The sequence below is a fragment of the Paraburkholderia sp. J11-2 genome, from assembly GCF_905220185.1.
Classification (GTDB): domain Bacteria; phylum Pseudomonadota; class Gammaproteobacteria; order Burkholderiales; family Burkholderiaceae; genus Paraburkholderia.
The window spans coordinates 1-15,207 of the sequence record NZ_CAJMYY010000011.1 but is presented as its reverse complement, the minus strand read 5'-3'; the positions used below and the strand labels follow the sequence as shown (position 1 = coordinate 15,207).

General features: G+C 65.0%; 13 protein-coding genes. 5 read left to right on the top strand and 8 right to left on the bottom strand.

All coding sequences use genetic code 11. The annotated features are described in order from the left end of the window. Positions 1 to 215: 215 nt before the first annotated feature. Both U5A57_RS16885 and U5A57_RS16880 read left to right on the top strand, forming a co-directional pair. A complete protein-coding gene (locus U5A57_RS16885; protein WP_321912989.1) occupies positions 216 to 2,318 on the top strand; it encodes an NAD(+) synthase in 2,103 nt (700 codons plus the stop codon). Between the two features lie 75 nt (positions 2,319 to 2,393). Then, on the top strand, positions 2,394 to 2,732 hold the full coding sequence (locus tag U5A57_RS16880; RefSeq protein ID WP_027795598.1) for a P-II family nitrogen regulator: 339 nt from the start codon (positions 2,394 to 2,396) through the stop codon (positions 2,730 to 2,732). Between the two features lie 192 nt (positions 2,733 to 2,924). On the opposite strand, the gene U5A57_RS16875 is transcribed toward U5A57_RS16880, so the two are convergent. The 5 genes from U5A57_RS16875 to U5A57_RS16855 all read right to left on the bottom strand — a co-directional run bounded on the left by U5A57_RS16875 (position 2,925) and on the right by U5A57_RS16855 (position 7,977). Beyond that, positions 2,925 to 4,109: a porin gene (locus U5A57_RS16875; RefSeq protein ID WP_321912682.1), complete on the bottom strand. Its 1,185-nt coding sequence runs from the start codon at positions 4,107 to 4,109 to the stop codon at positions 2,925 to 2,927. Between the two features lie 579 nt (positions 4,110 to 4,688). Beyond that, complete coding sequence (locus tag U5A57_RS16870; protein ID WP_321912679.1) at positions 4,689 to 5,471, bottom strand: ABC transporter ATP-binding protein; 783 nt, start codon at positions 5,469 to 5,471, stop codon at positions 4,689 to 4,691. A 19-nt stretch (positions 5,472 to 5,490) separates the two neighbouring features. Further along, entirely contained in the window at positions 5,491 to 6,213 is a 723-nt protein-coding gene (locus tag U5A57_RS16865) for an ABC transporter permease (RefSeq protein ID WP_158757272.1), read from the bottom strand. 19 nt (positions 6,214 to 6,232) lie between these two features. Next, a complete protein-coding gene (locus U5A57_RS16860; protein ID WP_321912676.1) occupies positions 6,233 to 6,922 on the bottom strand; it encodes a histidine ABC transporter permease HisQ in 690 nt (229 codons plus the stop codon). A gap of 278 nt (positions 6,923 to 7,200) precedes the next feature. Continuing rightward, a complete protein-coding gene (locus tag U5A57_RS16855; RefSeq protein WP_321912674.1) occupies positions 7,201 to 7,977 on the bottom strand; it encodes an ABC transporter substrate-binding protein in 777 nt (258 codons plus the stop codon). Positions 7,978 to 8,411: 434 nt separating this feature from the next. On the opposite strand from U5A57_RS16855, the gene U5A57_RS16850 reads away from it, so the two are divergent. Beyond that, positions 8,412 to 9,110 carry a pirin family protein gene (locus U5A57_RS16850; RefSeq protein ID WP_321912672.1) on the top strand — a complete coding sequence of 233 codons (699 nt, stop codon included), beginning with the start codon at positions 8,412 to 8,414 and terminating at the stop codon, positions 9,108 to 9,110. Positions 9,111 to 9,279: 169 nt separating this feature from the next. Here U5A57_RS16850 and U5A57_RS16845 read toward each other — a convergent pair whose 3' ends face one another. Beyond that, the gene (locus tag U5A57_RS16845) at positions 9,280 to 9,831 is read right to left on the bottom strand and encodes a Spy/CpxP family protein refolding chaperone (RefSeq protein WP_321912670.1); all 552 of its coding nucleotides are present in this window, start codon (positions 9,829 to 9,831) and stop codon (positions 9,280 to 9,282) included. A gap of 233 nt (positions 9,832 to 10,064) precedes the next feature. Between U5A57_RS16845 and U5A57_RS16840 the strand changes: the two genes are divergently transcribed. Both U5A57_RS16840 and U5A57_RS16835 read left to right on the top strand, forming a co-directional pair. Next, positions 10,065 to 10,796, top strand: coding sequence for a response regulator (locus U5A57_RS16840; RefSeq protein WP_028207713.1), 732 nt, complete (start codon positions 10,065 to 10,067; stop codon positions 10,794 to 10,796). Then, the gene (locus U5A57_RS16835) at positions 10,780 to 12,096 is read left to right on the top strand and encodes an ATP-binding protein (protein WP_321912668.1); all 1,317 of its coding nucleotides are present in this window, start codon (positions 10,780 to 10,782) and stop codon (positions 12,094 to 12,096) included. Before U5A57_RS16840 ends, U5A57_RS16835 begins: the two co-directional genes overlap by 17 nt. A gap of 177 nt (positions 12,097 to 12,273) precedes the next feature. Here U5A57_RS16835 and U5A57_RS16830 read toward each other — a convergent pair whose 3' ends face one another. Both U5A57_RS16830 and U5A57_RS16825 read right to left on the bottom strand, forming a co-directional pair. Further along, positions 12,274 to 12,540 (bottom strand): hypothetical protein, encoded by a 267-nt coding sequence (locus U5A57_RS16830; protein ID WP_158757279.1) that lies wholly within the window; start codon positions 12,538 to 12,540, stop codon positions 12,274 to 12,276. Between the two features lie 177 nt (positions 12,541 to 12,717). After that, the gene (locus U5A57_RS16825) at positions 12,718 to 14,397 is read right to left on the bottom strand and encodes a diguanylate cyclase (protein WP_321912664.1); all 1,680 of its coding nucleotides are present in this window, start codon (positions 14,395 to 14,397) and stop codon (positions 12,718 to 12,720) included. Positions 14,398 to 15,207: the final 810 nt, after the last annotated feature.

Here is a 15,207-nt window from a genome sequence, read left to right as displayed (position 1 = left end):
CGTGGGCGTTTCAACAGCGCCTGCCGCGGCAAACGGTCATGGTAAAGCAAACGTCCCGAGCGGGTGAGGACCGCCGCGCCGCTTGCAGCGGCGGCAGCCGCGCGGGGACATCAAGCGGCATCACGCGGCACCAAGCGGCACCAAGCGGCATCAAGCAGCCCGAACGTCAGAGCGCGCGCTTTCGTGCGCAGCGCGCCCGCCTCAAGGTTATCGAAATGAAAGAGCGCTTCTTCAATCTCTATACGCACGGCTTTGCGCGCGTGGCCGTGGGCGTGCCCCGCTGCCGTGTGGCCGACCCTGCGTTCAACGCCACCGAGACGCTCGCGCTCGCGCGCGAGGCTGCTGCGAAGGGCGCTGCGCTCGTCGCGTTCCCCGAGCTGGGCCTCTCGGCCTATACCTGCGACGACCTGTTCCATCAGCAAGCGTTACTCGACGCCTGTGAGCGCGCGCTCGCGCAGATCGTGGAAGCCTCGGCCACGCTGCCGCTCGTCATGATCGTCGGGCTGCCGGTGCGCGCGGGCCATTCACTCTTCAACTGCGCGGCTGTCGTGGCGGGCGGACGTGTGGCAGGCGTCGTGCCGAAAAGCTTCCTGCCGAACTATGGCGAGTTCTACGAGCCGCGCCAGTTCAGTCCCGCCGATGTCGCTTGCACCGACACCGTGCGCCTCGCCGGCGCGGACGTGCCGTTCGGTGCGTCGCTGCTGTTCGAAGTTCCACAGGTCGCGGGTCTGCGCTTTCACGTGGAGATTTGCGAGGACGTCTGGGTGCCGATTCCGCCGTCGTCGTTCGCGGCGCTCGCGGGCGCTTCGGTGCTCGTGAATCTTTCGGCGTCGAATGTCGTGGTGGGCAAGGCGGGCTACCGGCAGCAGCTGGTGTCGCAACAGTCGGCGCGCTGTCTCGCGGCGTATCTGTACACCTCGGCGGGCAAGGGCGAATCGACCACCGACATGGCCTGGGACGGTCACGCGCTCGTGTGCGAAAACGGCGAACTGCTCGCGCAATCGGAGCGTTTCCCGGACGACTCGCACCTCATCTTCGCCGACATCGATCTCGCGCGCTTGCAGCAGGAGCGCGTCCGCCAGACCACGTTCGGCGATTCGATTCGCCGCCACGCCGATGAAGTCGCGAAGTTTCGCGTGATTGCATGCGAGCTGGCGGGCGAGGGCGCCTGGGCGCGCGAAACGCTCGCGCTGGCGCGCCGCGTGGAGCGCTTCCCCTACGTGCCGGCCGATCCGAAGCGCCGCGACGAGCGCTGCAACGAGGTCTACAACATCCAGGTGCAGGCGCTCGTGCAGCGGCTTTCGCAGGCGGGCATCAAGAAAGTGGTGATCGGCGTGTCGGGCGGGCTCGACTCCACGCATGCGCTGCTCGTGTGCGCGAAGGCGATGGACCGCCTCGGGCTGCCGCGCGCGAACATCCTCGCGTACACCATGCCCGGGTTCGCCACGAGCGAGCGCACGCTGCGCCAGGCACGCGAACTGATGGCGCTCGTGGGTTGTACGGCGCGTGAAATCGACATTCGCCAGAGCTGCATGCAGATGCTCGAAGACCTGGGTCATCCGTATTCGGAAGGCAAGGAAACCTACGACATCACCTTCGAAAACGTGCAGGCCGGCGAGCGCACGAATCACCTGTTCCGCCTTGCCAACTTCAATCACGCGATCGTGATCGGCACGGGCGATCTCTCCGAGCTTGCGCTCGGCTGGTGCACGTACGGCGTGGGCGATCACATGTCGCACTACAACGTGAACGCGAGCGTGCCGAAGACGCTCATCACGCATCTCGTACGCTGGGTGGCCGAAACCGGCCAGATTGGCCAGAACGGCGAGAGCGGCCGCGACGTGCTCGAAGCGATTCTCGCCACCGACATTAGCCCCGAGCTGATTCCGGGCAAGTCCGATGGCGCGCCCGAGCAGAAAACCGAGAGCACGATCGGCCCGTACGAGCTTCAGGACTTCAACCTCTACTACACGCTGCGCTTCGGCTTCGCGCCTTCGAAGGTGGCGTTCCTCGCGCGCCACGCGTGGGGCGACCGGGAAGCCGGGGCGTGGCCCGAGAACGCGAAAGTCGTGCGCAACCAGTACGATCTTGCGGCGATCAAGCGCAATCTGCGCATATTCCTCGACCGCTTCTTCCGCCAGAGCCAGTTCAAGCGCACCTGTGTTCCGAATTCGCCGAAGGTCGGCTCGGGCGGCTCGCTGTCGCCGCGCGGCGACTGGCGCGCGCCGAGCGATTCGGAGTCGGTGGTGTGGCTCGCCGACCTGGAACAGGTACCCGATGAAGCGAGTGGGGCGAGCGCGGGCAAGCCCTCGGCTTGAGCCCCGGCCGCACAGCGTAGAATCCCGATAGGTTCTGAAATTTCCGACTGATCCGATAACGAGACGAGGTTCGCCATGAAACGCATTACTGCCGTGATCAAACCGTTCAAGCTCGACGAAGTGCGCGAGGCACTCGCCGAAGTGGGCCTCACGGGCCTGACCGTCACCGAGGTCAAGGGCTTCGGCCGCCAGAAGGGCCATACGGAGCTTTACCGCGGCGCCGAATACGTGGTCGACTTCCTGCCGAAGGTGAAGATCGAGGTGGTCGTCGCGAACGATCAGGCCGACCAGGTGATCGACGCGATCATCGGCGCGGCGCGCACGGGCAAGATCGGCGACGGCAAGATCTTCGTGACCGACGTGGAGCGCGTGATCCGCATCCGCACGGGCGAGGAGAACGAAGCGGCGGTGTGAGGCCGTCCGCTTTGCGGCCCCGAAGTACACGAAGCACCGGATGCACCAATAGAAAAGGGGACGGCGCCGCTTTCGCGGCCCGTCCCCAGCATAAAAAACGGTGCGATACCCTTTCGGACATCGCACCGATACGCGCCTCTCGCAGCAGCGTGAAAACGTCGATGTAGCTGTTCTGTCTACACTCGCTTCAAATTAGAACGAGTGCTGGATACCTGCGTACACGCCAACCTGGCTGTGGCCCGGCAGCGGGTTGCCGGTTGCGGCAGCCGTACCGAAGTTGTTGGCGTTCAGGCCGAAGTTGGCCGTCTTGCTGTTCTGCACCGTGCCTGCCTGAATGTCGAGCAGCGTGCGCTTGGACAGGTTGTACGAACCACCAACCGTGTACAGCGTGGCGTTACCGCCGCCGTTGTTCGCATTGACGTGGTAGACCGCTGCGATCAGCGCTGCAGCCGGCGTCATTTGCCACGTCACACCGCCCCATTCGTGGTCAAGCGTGGTCGGCTGACCGATGATGCCCGGGTTCATGCCCGACGAACGGATGGCTTCGTAGCCGCCCTGAATCTTGAATGCGCCAAGGAACACGTTGAACATGGCCATGTAGTCGCGCGAGTACGCGAACACGCCGTTGCCCGTGGCCTGGGTGCCGACCGGAGTCGTATTGCCGCCGTTGAGCGCGTTGTAGACGCCGCCGAGCTGACCGTTGTTCGGATTGCGGATTTCGTCATACAGACCGCGGACCTGGAACAGCGAGCTCGTGTAGGTGAGCTGCAGGCCAGCTTCACGACCTTGCGACGTCGAGCCGTTGCCGTTCCAGTTCGTTGCGTTCGAGAACGCGTACTGGCCGTACACGTCGAAGCCCATCCAGTTCGGCGACTGGTACGAAATGTTGTTGCTCGATTGCGGCCAGTTGCGGCCACGGACCATCGAAGCCGACGACCAGTTCGACTGACCGAACGGGTCGAAGTCCCAAATGCCGTTGGAGATGAACAGCATGCGGCCAGCCAGCAGCGTACCGAACTGGTCGTTCGCTACACCGATAGTTGCCCAGCGATTCCAGAGCGAGCCGGCCGAGCCGAGCGAGCCGTTAGCCGTGCTGAAGCTGCCTTCCAGGTGGAACAGAACCTTGTTGCCGCCACCGATGTCTTCAACGCCCTTCATGCCCCACAGGCTGGTGCCCCAGTAGCCGCTTTCGAGCTGAACCTGGCTGGAGCCGTGGGTAGCCGAGCCGATGCTGCCGGGAGTGGTGCTGACGCCGGCACCGATGCCGTTCATGTACGCGATACCCATGTCGAGACGGCCATACAGCGTGACGCTGCTTTGTGCATGCGCGACCACGCCAGCCGACATCAATGCTGCGGCGAGCAAAGCTTTCTTCATCTTCTCCTCCATACCCTGTCAAAGAGTCAACCTTAGTACTGCGAAAGACGTCCGTGCGCTTGGCGGCGCTGCGAACAGAAATCGTCGCGTGAGGGAGAATTACCCTGAGGACCGGCGTACGGGCTGGTGCCGCTGCATGACCCGGGCTGGGTCGTCTTGCAGGTCCCCTGGTTGACTGGCATCTCCCGTTCTTTTTGAAGTGAAACTACTTTTAATGAACTTTGTTTTGCTACTTTGGTTACTAATTTAGCAAAAAAGGTCCGCGCTGGCGAACTAATTCGTGCTCGCACCCCGTGGTGTCGTCAAATTGCAATATGGCCTTCCTGGATGGTGGTCAGAGGGATACTACAAATAGATCGAAAGCCTTACGGGATAAGGGACTCACGTCAATTTATTGGCTAAGTTCAGGATTGCCACTATTGACGAGCGATTTCACAAGGAGTAATGCGAAAAACGCCGTTTTTGACGTCAAAGCGGCGGCTTTTCGAGGGTAAAAGACGAAAAAAGAAAAGGCGCTGTAAGCGCCTTGTAAAACTACTTTTACTACATCGCCGAAAGGCGGCGACCCTGAAGGTCGTCTTACTTGAGGCTGCCTGAAAGGAACTGGCGCAGGCGCTCGCTCTTCGGATTGGCGAATACCTCGGACGGCTGGCCTTCTTCTTCCACGAGTCCCTTGTGCAGGAACATGACGTGGTTCGAAACGTTGCGCGCGAAACCCATTTCGTGCGTGACCACGATCATCGTACGGCCTTCCTCGGCGAGCTTCTGCATGACCTTGAGCACTTCGCCCACGAGTTCGGGGTCGAGCGCCGAGGTCGGCTCGTCGAACAGCATGACGTCGGGGTGCATGGCGAGCGCGCGGGCGATCGCCACGCGTTGCTGCTGACCGCCCGAGAGGTGCGAGGGGTACTGCTTCTCCACGCGCGGCGCGAGACCGACCTTCTCCAGATAGGTGCGCGCGCGATCTTCGGCTTCCTTGCGCGACAGACCCAGCACGTGCACCGGCGCCTCGATCACGTTTTCGAGCACCGACATGTGCGACCACAGGTTGAAGTGCTGGAACACCATCGCGAGCTTGGTGCGCACGCGCTGGAGCTGCTTCGCGTCGGCGGGGTGCAGCGCGCCCGTGCGCTTGTCGGCGCGCGTGGCGACTTCCTCGCCGTCCACCACGATGCGCCCGGCGTTGGGCTGCTCGAGGAAGTTGACGCAGCGCAGCATCGTGCTCTTGCCCGATCCGGACGAGCCGATCACGCTGATCACATCGCCTGCATTGGCTTTCAGGGACACGCCCTTGAGGACTTCGTTGTCGCCGTACTTCTTGTGGATGGAGTCGACGAACAGCTTCTGCTTCTGGGAATTCATCAAATAGCCTCTAGCGAGCTCACTTGCCTTGCGGTCGCAGGTACGCGAGCCAGCGGCGCTCGGCGCGGCGGAACAGCCACACGAGCGTGAAAGAAATGATCAGGTACAGCAGGGCGGCGATGCCGAACGCGCCGAACGACTGGTACGTCGCCGAGTTCACGTCGCGCGCGATCTTCAGGATGTCGGGCACGGTGGCCGTGAAGGCCACGGTCGTTGCGTGCAGCATCAGGATGACTTCGTTGCTGTAGTAGGGCAGTGCGCGACGCAGCGCCGAAGGCAGGATCACGCGGCGGTACAACGTGAACTGCGACATGCCGTAGGCGCGCGCGGCTTCGATCTCGCCGTAGGGCGTGGCCTTGATCGCGCCCGCGAAGATTTCCGTGGTGTACGCACAGGTGTTGAGCGTGAACGCGAGCAGCGTGCAGTTCATGCCGCTTCTGAAGAACGCGCTCGTGAGCTCGTGATTGCGCACGATCTCGAGGCTGTAAAGGCCCGTGTAGCACAGCAGCAGCTGCACGTAGAGCGGCGTGCCGCGGAAGATATACGTGTAAAGCCACACGAGCCCGGCGAGCCACTTCTTCTTCGATACGCGGGCCACGGCGAGCGGCACCGAGAGGCAGAAGCCGAGCCCGATCGAGATGACGAGCAGCCACAGCGTGATGACCACGCCGCTGAAATGGTAGCCGTCGGAGAAGAGGTAGTTGCGCCAGTACTGCTGGATCAGTTGGACGAAGTCTTGCATGGTCTTGGCCTCGTGCGATTCAGAGATCCGCCTTGCGCACACCGGTGGAGTAGCGCTTGTCGAGATACATCAGCACGAAGTTGGAGACCGTGGTGATGACGAGATAGATCGCGCCGGCGAGCAGCGTGAAGAAGAAGAAGCGCAGCGTGCCCTTGCCGGCGTCCTGGCTGGCCTTCACGACATCGGCGAGACCGATGATCGAGACGAGCGCCGTGGACTTCACGAGCACCTGCCAGTTGTTGCCGATACCGGGCAGCGCGAAGCGCATCATCTGCGGGAACATGATGCGCGTGAACACCTGCCAGTTCGTCATGCCGTAGGCGTGGCCCGCTTCGAGCATGCCGCGCGGCACCGCGATGAACGCGCCGCGGAAGGTCTCGGTGAAGTACGCGCCGTAGATGAAGCCGAGCACGACCACGCCCGCGAGGAACGGGTCGATGTCGATCTGATCCCAGCCGAGCATGTCGGTCAGGTTGTTCAGCCAGATCTGGATGCTGTAGAACAGCAGCAGCATCAGCACGAGATCGGGCACGCCGCGAATGAGCGTGGTGTAGAGCGTGCCCGCGCCGTTCGCGACGCGGTTTTTGGAGAGCTTGGCCGCCGCGCCGATCAGCCCGAGCACGAACGAGAGCGCGAGCGACAGCACGGCGAGCTTGACGGTCTGCCAGGTGCCGGCGAGGATCAGCGGGCCGTAGCCTTGAAGAAACATGGGCAAGTCCTTGACGGTGCGTTTCTCACACCGCGAAAGGCGCGGCGTTTGTGTGCCGCGGTTCAAATCCGTTCATGGCCGCGCGGTGTTTTGCGCGGTGTTGCGTACGCGCGCGTGGCCGATGCAATTGCGCTCGCGAGCGCGCCTGTGACTGCGCCTGTGACTGTATACGAAGCCCGGTGGCGGTCTATCGGGGAGCCCCCGGGGCTTTAAGCGTCCTGGCGCGCGGCGCGAGCGGTAATGTCTCGTTGTTTATTTACCTGCGTGTGCTTTCCCGTTCACTTGCCTTTGTAGATATCGAAGTCGAAGTACTGCTTCGCGATCTTGTCGAACGTGCCGTCGGCATGAATCGCGGCCAGCGCCGTGTTGAACTTCGCCTTCAGGTCGGCGTCGTCCTTGCGCAGGCCGATCGCCGTGCCGTCGCCAATCGTCGCCGGGTCTTCCACTTCCGGGCCCGCCCACGCGAAACCCTTGCCGCGCGGCGTTTTCAGGAAACCGAAATCGGCCTGGACTTCGTCTTGCAGCGTCGCGTCGAGGCGGCCGGCGATCAGATCCTGGTAGACCTGATCCTGATTCTGGTACGAGATCACGTTCACGCCCTGCGGCGCCCAGTGCGCCTTCGCGTACGCTTCCTGGGTCGAGCCCTGCTCGACGCCCACGTTCTTGCCCTTGAGCGAGGCAGGCGTCGGCAGCAGCGGCGAGCCCGTGCGCGCGAGCATGCGTGCAGGCGCATCGAACATCTTCGCGGAGTAGTCGATCTGCTGGGCACGCTGCGGCGTCACGGTCAGCGACGACACGATCGCGTCGAACTTGCGGGCCTTGAGCGCCGGGATGATGCCGTCGAGGTCGTTCTCGACCCACACGCACTTCACGTTCATGCGCGCGCACAGGGCTTTCGTGAGGTCGACATCGAAGCCGACGATCTGCCCGTTCGGCGCTTTGGACTCGAACGGCGCATAGCTGGCGTCCACGCCGATGCGCACGGTTTTCCACTCTTTGGCGGCGGCGCTGCCCGCGATCAGGGCCAGCGCCACGCACACTGCAAACTTCTTCATCATTCTCCTGTCGAGCCGCAGCGAGTGCGTGAACACTGACTGCGGTCCCATGCACAGCTGATACGGGCGGCGCGGCGCGGTAAGGGGCGCGCGGCCGAAGCGGGGCGGCTAAGGCTCGTGACCGTTGGCCGCCATTCTAGGCGATCAAAAATGCGGGTCGGAAAGCGCGGACGCACTCCGGCCCCGGCGGCCGCGCGCGTTGGCGCGGCGGCGGTGCCGCCCCGGGCTGTCCGCCCCGGGTCATCGGGCTCGCGCTGGCCGAAAAGCGCGGTATTTTACCCGAAGCCGGAGGGTGTGCCAGTCTGACGGAGGGCAGCGCTGGCAGCGCAGCCCATTGATGTCGCTGGCGAAACGATGCGGTGCGCCGCTGCGGATTGTGCAGGCGGGCCGCCGCCCTTACCTTCGGACATCGACATGATTGACCGGAGATTGCCATGCTGACCATCCGACGCGCCGACGAACGCGGCCACGCCAACCACGGCTGGCTCGATTCGTACCATAGCTTTTCGTTTGCAGACTATTTCGACGAAGCGCATATGCACTACGGTGCGCTGCGGGTGCTCAACGACGACCGCATCGCGGGCGGCCAGGGCTTCGGAGCCCACGGCCACCGCGATATGGAGATCGTGACCTACGTGCTTTCCGGCGCGCTCGCGCACCGCGACAGCATGGGCAACGGCTCGACCATCCGCCCCGGCGACGTGCAGCGCATGAGCGCCGGCACGGGCGTGATGCACAGCGAGTTCAACGGTTCGAAGGAAGAGGAAGCGCACCTGCTGCAGATCTGGCTGCTGCCGCGCGAGCGCGGTGGGGCGCCCGGCTATGAGGAAAAGCGCTTCGACGACGCCGGCAAACGCGGGCGGCTGCGCCTTATCGCTTCCCCCGACGGGCGGGACGGCTCGGTGACGGTGCGCTCGGATGCCTCGATCTATGCGGGGCTCGTGGACGGCGAGGAGCGCGTCGAGTATGCGGTGCCCGCGGGGCGGCGCGTTTATCTGCATGTTGCGCGCGGCGCGCTCGATGTGAACGGCCAGCGCCTTGAAGCGGGCGATGCCGCGATGATCGAAGCCGAGGCGGGTGTCGCGCTCGCAAACGGCGCAGCGGCCGAAGTGCTGGTGTTCGATCTCGCCTGAGCGTTGACCGCCAGGGGCGGGCAAACTGGCATATGCGTAAGCGGGCAAATAAGTAAGCGGGAAAAACGCTCGCGCCAAAAAAAAGCGCCGCGGGATGCGAGTCCCGCGGCGCTTTGTCGCACGTTTGCGCATTGGCGCGCCGCCCCCGGGCGGCGCGTGCGCGAGCCGGTTACTGCGGTGCGGCCGGTGCCGAAGCGCCGCCCTTGTGGTGCTGCTCCCAGCGCTGGCGCATCTGGTCGTGGCGCTGTTCCATCTTCGCGAAGCGTTCCTTGATCGCCGTGCTCACGGTCGTCTTCTGCTGGTCGTTCAAGCCGTTATAGAAGGCGAGCCACGCTTGCGTGGTTTGTTCGCGCAGTTGCTGGTTCTGCTGCTCGATCTGCTCGTGCGCCGCGTGCATGGCGTTCAGGTCGAGAATCGGCTGGTTCTTCATCGAATCGAACTGCTGCTTCATCTGTTCATGATTCTTGCGCATGGCCTGGCCGTTCTGCTTCATCGTGTCGAGCGCGGCCTGCCATTGCTTTTCCTGCGCGGCATTCAGATTCAGCTTGTCGTGCAATTTCTTGAAGCCGAGCATGAAGTCGCCGTGCATGCCGGGACCGTGCTGCATCATGCCGGGGCCGCCCGGGGGCGGCGGCATCTGGGCGTTGGCGGCGGTGGCGCCCAGGGTGAGCGCGAGCGAGGCAGCGGCGATAGCGAGAAGGCGCGAAGTCGTCTTGTACATGGTGATGCTCCTGACAAATCCTGAGGGTTTTATCCGGTCTGGCGCGGCGCTTATCGGAAGTGGTGGCGCTCGCAACCGGTGTCCCTAGCGTATCGACCCCGCAGGTGGCGCGTGTTACGCGGCAAGCCGCCGAGATTACGCGACATTACACGCGCCTTTCGCGGTAACACCTCGTAACCCAGGTGGAAGAGCTGTAAGCAAACGGCCCGCGCGCGCGCGTTACACTTCATCCCATGGCTACTCAAATCCTTGTCGTCGACGACGACCTCGAACTACGCGACCTCCTGCGCGACTATCTGGCGCGCCAGGGCATGGAAGTCTCGGTGCTGCACGACGCCGGCTCGCTCGAGCGGCGGCTCGAGCGCGAGCGCCCCGATCTGATCGTGCTCGACCTGATGATGCCGGGCGTGGACGGCCTGACCGCGCTGCGCAAGCTGCGCGCGGCCGGCGACGACATCCCCGTCATCATGCTCACGGCGCGCGCGGACGACGTGGACCGCATCGTCGGCCTCGAACTCGGCGCGGACGACTACCTCGGCAAGCCGTTCAATCCGCGCGAGCTGCTCGCGCGCGTGCAGGCGGTGCTGCGCCGCCGCCGTACGGTGCCTTCGGCCGCGGCGCCCGAGCAGCGCGAGCCGTACGCGTTCGGCCGCTTCACGCTCGACTTCCAGTCGCGCACGCTGCAGCAGGAAGGCAAGCCCATCATGCTGTCGGGCAGCGAGTTCGCGCTTCTGAAGATTTTCGTGAACCACCCCATGCGCACGCTCACGCGCGAGCGCCTGCTCGAGCTGCTGCACGGTCCCGAGTACGACGGCACGGACCGCGGCATCGACGTTCAGGTGTGGCGTCTGCGGCGCATTCTCGAAAGCGATCCGTCCACGCCGCGCTTCATCCAGACGGTGCGCGGCCGCGGCTACGTGTTCGTTCCCGACGGAGAGCAGGGCAACCATGCGCCGGCCGGTTGATTCGCTGTTCGGGCGCCTCGCGGTCATCTTCATCGGCGTTTTGCTGGTGTCGCATGTCGCGTGGTTCACGCTCATGCGCGTCGAACACAATCAAATGCAAACGCGCTACGCCGTCGAGGAGGCCACCTTCCTCGTCGACGCGGTGCGCCAGCACGTCCAGCGCGAGCCCGACCAGCCGCTGCCTTCGCGCGTGCAGCTCGTCGACCCGGCTAGCCCCGCTGTGCCGCCGCAGACCGATCGGATGCCCGATCCCCTGCGCCGTTTCATCGACGACGTGCGCGAACGCATGCCGCCCGGCACCGACGTGCGCCTCGGGTCGCCGGGCGGGCCGCCCACGCTCTGGGTGCGCGGGCCGCAGGACGCACGCTGGATCGTCTTGCCGGGCCAGCCGTTGCGCGTCATGCGGCCGCTCGACAAGTTTCTGCCGTGGGTCGTCACCATTTTCGCCACCGCGGTGATCGCCGCGCTCGTGGCCGCGTGGATGCTGCAAAAGCCTTTGAGCGCGCTCGCGCAGGCCGTGGGCCGCTTTGGCCGGGGCGAGCCGGTGCCGCCCGTGCCCGAGCGCGGGCCGCGCGAGTTGCGCCAGCTCACGCTCGGCTTTAACCAGATGGTCAAGGAAGTCGAGCGTACGGAAAAAGACCGCGCCGTCATGCTGGCGGGCGTGGCTCACGATCTCAAGACGCCGCTTGCGCGGCTGCGCCTGCGCGCCGAAATGATGGACGAGCAAAAGGTGCGCGACGGCGTCGTGCGCGACGTGGAGTCGATGGCGCACATCGTCGACCAGTTCCTCGTGTTCGCGCACGACGGCGCCGATCGCAGCGAGCCCGTCGAGGTCGACGATCAGTGCGAGCGCATTGTGCGCAACCACCGCACGGCGAACGGCGAAACGATTGCGATCGAAACGCGCCTGCGCGCCGGTCCTGAGTTTCGTCTGCCCGCGGCCACGCTCGAGCGTGTGGTCTCGAACCTGCTCGACAACGCCCATGCGTATGGCGCACCGCCCGTCGTGATCGAAAGCGAGCGCGGGGCAACGGGTTTTTCGCTCACCGTGCGCGACCACGGCAAGGGCATCCCCGACCAGGATCTCACACAGGCGAGCCGGCCGTTCGTGCGGCTCGACCCGGCGCGCGGCGGCAACGGCCACAGCGGTCTGGGACTGGCGATCGTCGAGCGCCTCGTGCGCCGCGCGGGTGGCGAGCTCTCGATCGGCAACGGCGAAAGCGGCGGCCTTGCGGTGCGCATGACGTTTGCGTTCGACGTGGTGGAGCGCACCGTAACCGAAGCGGCGCAGATCTGGTAATTCGCGGTTGATTGGCTGGCGCAAGCCCGCACCGCTCAGGTGGGGCATCGCCGGATGCGCTTGACGCGGGGTCAGGCTGGGTTTGCCTGCGTTTTACGTGGTACGGACCTGACGATCCGTGCGAAGGCGCCGCCTCAGCGACGCCGGGTAATACCGGATGAACCCAGACGCACCCGCTCAGGCCGTGAAAAGCGTGTCGAGCGCGGCGGCGGCGTCGTTGTCCACCGTGTTATAGGTCACGGTGTCCGCTTCGAAGATGTAGTGCGTGGTGTACTTGCCGAGGCGGGCAAGAATTTCTTCCTGAATCAACTCGGGCGTGGTGTCGAGTTTCAGATACCACGCGGTCGATGACAGGCGCGTCTGGAATGCGCCGTACTCGACCATCAACTGGTCGAACGCGAGCGCATCCTGATCGCGGCAGACAATGACCAGATTTCCCTTCATGCATGCCTCCAGATTTGTGCGGAACACCGAAGTGGCGCGGTTTGACTCATGCGCGCCGAACAAACTGGCGCGCACCGTTTATCCGATGATACCGCGCCTCGCCGGTTGAGCCGGGCGAGTCCCGCAGACTGATACGGGCTTGTTTCGTGCGGGTTGTCGCGCCAGTTCGTTGCGCGCTCACCAGGTTGGCGCTGCGGCGCGCGGCGGCACGACGCCCTCGGCCGTCATGGCCTCGCAGCGGTCGCGCCCGGCTGCCTTCGCCATGTAGAGCGCAAGGTCGGCGCGGCTCATCAGACGCTCTGGTTGATCCTGCGTGGCGGCAAGCTCGGTCACGCCGATGCTCACGCTCACGCTCGCTTCCTCGGGCAGGTCCACGCAAATGCGCTTGCCGACCTGCTGGCGCAGGCGGTCGAGCACGGCTTGACCCGTGGCGAGCGAGGTCGCGGGCAACAGGATGCCGAACTCTTCGCCGCCAAGACGCCCGACGGCGTCGTCGGCGCGCAGTTCCGCGCGGCAGGTCTCCACGAAATGCTGGAGCGCGCGGTCGCCGGCCGGATGGCCGAAGCGGTCGTTGATCTGCTTGAAGTAGTCGAGGTCGGCGATCGCCATGCACAGCGGCGTACCCGCGGCATAGGACGCGTCGATCTCGCGGCGCAGCAGGTCGAGGAAGTAGCGCCGCGAGAGCGCGCCGGTCAGCGCGTCGTGGCGCGCCTCGGCGGCGAGCAGTGCGTTCGCGGCCTGCAGTTGCCCGGCGAGATCGCGGCTTGCGTGGTGCAGGCGCCGCTCGCGCACCCACGAAACCGAGATCACCGCCGCGAGCGCTGCCGTGCCCGCGAGCGTGAGGAAAATGAGGAGCCGGTCGCGCTGGTGGTTCGCGATCAGATCGGACCACGCATTGACCGGATCCACGAGATGCGCCGAGAGCCCGGAGTTCAGGCCGCCGCGGTGTTCATAGAGGGCAGGCGAGCGTTGGCCCGGCCATTCGATCATTTGCGCGGCGTCCGCGCGCGGCGTCCACGGCGCCTCGCGCAACGCCGTTTTCGAGGCCGAGCGCAGTTCGAGCGGCGCAAAATGCTCGCGCAAATAGGTGTTCACGCGGTCCACCGCGTTCATTTCCGCGACGTGCGAGCCCGGCAGGGCGTGTCCTTCGAGCGCGCTGTCGTGGGCCATGATGATGACGCCGTTGTTGTCCGCGACGAAGGTGCCTGGGTGCGTGACCCAGTGGCGCAAGCGCGCGATGCTGACCTTCGCGACCACGGCGCCGACCAGCAGGCCGTCGTCGTAGACGGGCGCGGCGACGAAGATGCCGGGTTCGCCGCTTGCCGTGCCCACGCCGTAGGCTTCGGAGAACGCGCCGAGCAGCGTTTCGTTCAGATACGCGCGTGGCCGCATATCCACGCCGACGTAGGAGATTTTCTCGAGCGCGTTGCTCGAGGCGATGCAGATGCCGTTGGCGTTGACGAGCCAGATCGCATCGAGCCCGGAGAAGCCCTGGGCGTCGTGCAGGAAGCGGTCGACGCCGGTGAGCGCCGGCACGCTTTGCAGGTCCTTGCGCCGCGCCAGTTCCGTCGAATCGCTTGACGCGGCATAATGCGCGGCCTCGGTGAGCGCCTGCTGGACGACGCGGGTTTCGGCCATCGTCGCGGGAATGGCGCGCGACATGGCGAGGTCGCTTGCGATCACTTCGGCCATGTTGTCCACAACCGAGCGCATCATCTGGCGCTGCGCGGTGAGCGCTGCTTCGAACTCCTGGCGGACCATGCGGTCCGCGAGCCAGTCGGCTGCCGCCCAGCAGACGAGCGCGACCACCACGACCCCGAGGGGCCCGGCTGCCTGGCGCAAGAGTCTCCTGTTCATCGGCCTTCTGGTTCGTGAGTGGTATTGAGGCGTGGTATCGGTGCCCCGGGGCATCGAAGCGCCATTGACGGAGCCCGTCGATTTTACCCCTCGAATGGGGCCCGCGAACCCGCTCTCGAAGCGGCGGTGCGGTGTCGAGAGGCGGCGCGCGAGGGCGCGGGGACGTGCGCAGATCGCAAACATGCAAGCCGCATGCCGCCAGCACGGCCCTACGTGGCGTTGAGCGGCGGTGAGCGGGCTGGAGGAGGAGTCAGCGCGGTCAGCGAGGCTTCGCGCGCGGGGTTCGCGCTCGGGCTAACGTGTGGCGCGCAAGCGACGCCTACTGGCGCTGGCGGCCTCGAAGTGGCAGGAGCGACGACACGCTATGTCATCAAGGCGTCATCGATGCGTCATCACGATGACGTCCAGAAGCCGCGTGCGCTTCCGTTCTGGAAGCTGGCCAGAAGGCCTGCGAAAGCGCCGCGAAAGCCCGCGTGGTCTGGCTTTCGCGGGGTGCCTGGCGCGGTTGTGAGTGTCATGAAGGTTGTAGTAGTGTCGTGCCGTTTCAGTCGAGGCAAGCCCAGTCGCGAGCCGCCAGCCGCTCCAGCAACGACGGCGTGGGCGGTGCGTACCATCGCGGCATCGTCGCCGTGTCATCAACGCCAACGAAATTCTGTGTCCATGCGCCTTGCCCTTGTCGATCCGCCATCCCTGTTGCAAGTGCCACGCTACTCTGGCGGCACGGACGCCCTGTCGTCCGCTTTCCTGAAACCCGGCGCGGAGGGCGTCTGAATGGAGTTCAGCTTCAACCTGAACCGCACGGCCAACGCC

Excerpts from the sequence above, each read along its gene's own strand:
- U5A57_RS16885 (WP_321912989.1), top strand. The coding sequence starts at position 216 with ATGAAAGAGCGCTTCTTCAATCTCTATACGCACGGCTTTGCGCGCGTG.
- U5A57_RS16870 (WP_321912679.1), bottom strand. The coding sequence starts at position 5,471 with ATGAATTCCCAGAAGCAGAAGCTGTTCGTCGACTCCATCCACAAGAAG.
- U5A57_RS16840 (WP_028207713.1), top strand. The coding sequence starts at position 10,065 with ATGGCTACTCAAATCCTTGTCGTCGACGACGACCTCGAACTACGCGAC.
- U5A57_RS16850 (WP_321912672.1), top strand. The coding sequence starts at position 8,412 with ATGCTGACCATCCGACGCGCCGACGAACGCGGCCACGCCAACCACGGC.
- U5A57_RS16865 (WP_158757272.1), bottom strand. The coding sequence starts at position 6,213 with ATGCAAGACTTCGTCCAACTGATCCAGCAGTACTGGCGCAACTACCTC.
- U5A57_RS16835 (WP_321912668.1), top strand. The coding sequence starts at position 10,780 with ATGCGCCGGCCGGTTGATTCGCTGTTCGGGCGCCTCGCGGTCATCTTC.
- U5A57_RS16830 (WP_158757279.1), bottom strand. The coding sequence starts at position 12,540 with ATGAAGGGAAATCTGGTCATTGTCTGCCGCGATCAGGATGCGCTCGCG.
- U5A57_RS16880 (WP_027795598.1), top strand. The coding sequence starts at position 2,394 with ATGAAACGCATTACTGCCGTGATCAAACCGTTCAAGCTCGACGAAGTG.
- U5A57_RS16845 (WP_321912670.1), bottom strand. The coding sequence starts at position 9,831 with ATGTACAAGACGACTTCGCGCCTTCTCGCTATCGCCGCTGCCTCGCTC.
- U5A57_RS16855 (WP_321912674.1), bottom strand. The coding sequence starts at position 7,977 with ATGAAGAAGTTTGCAGTGTGCGTGGCGCTGGCCCTGATCGCGGGCAGC.
- U5A57_RS16825 (WP_321912664.1), bottom strand. The coding sequence starts at position 14,397 with ATGAACAGGAGACTCTTGCGCCAGGCAGCCGGGCCCCTCGGGGTCGTG.
- U5A57_RS16860 (WP_321912676.1), bottom strand. The coding sequence starts at position 6,922 with ATGTTTCTTCAAGGCTACGGCCCGCTGATCCTCGCCGGCACCTGGCAG.
- U5A57_RS16875 (WP_321912682.1), bottom strand. The coding sequence starts at position 4,109 with ATGAAGAAAGCTTTGCTCGCCGCAGCATTGATGTCGGCTGGCGTGGTC.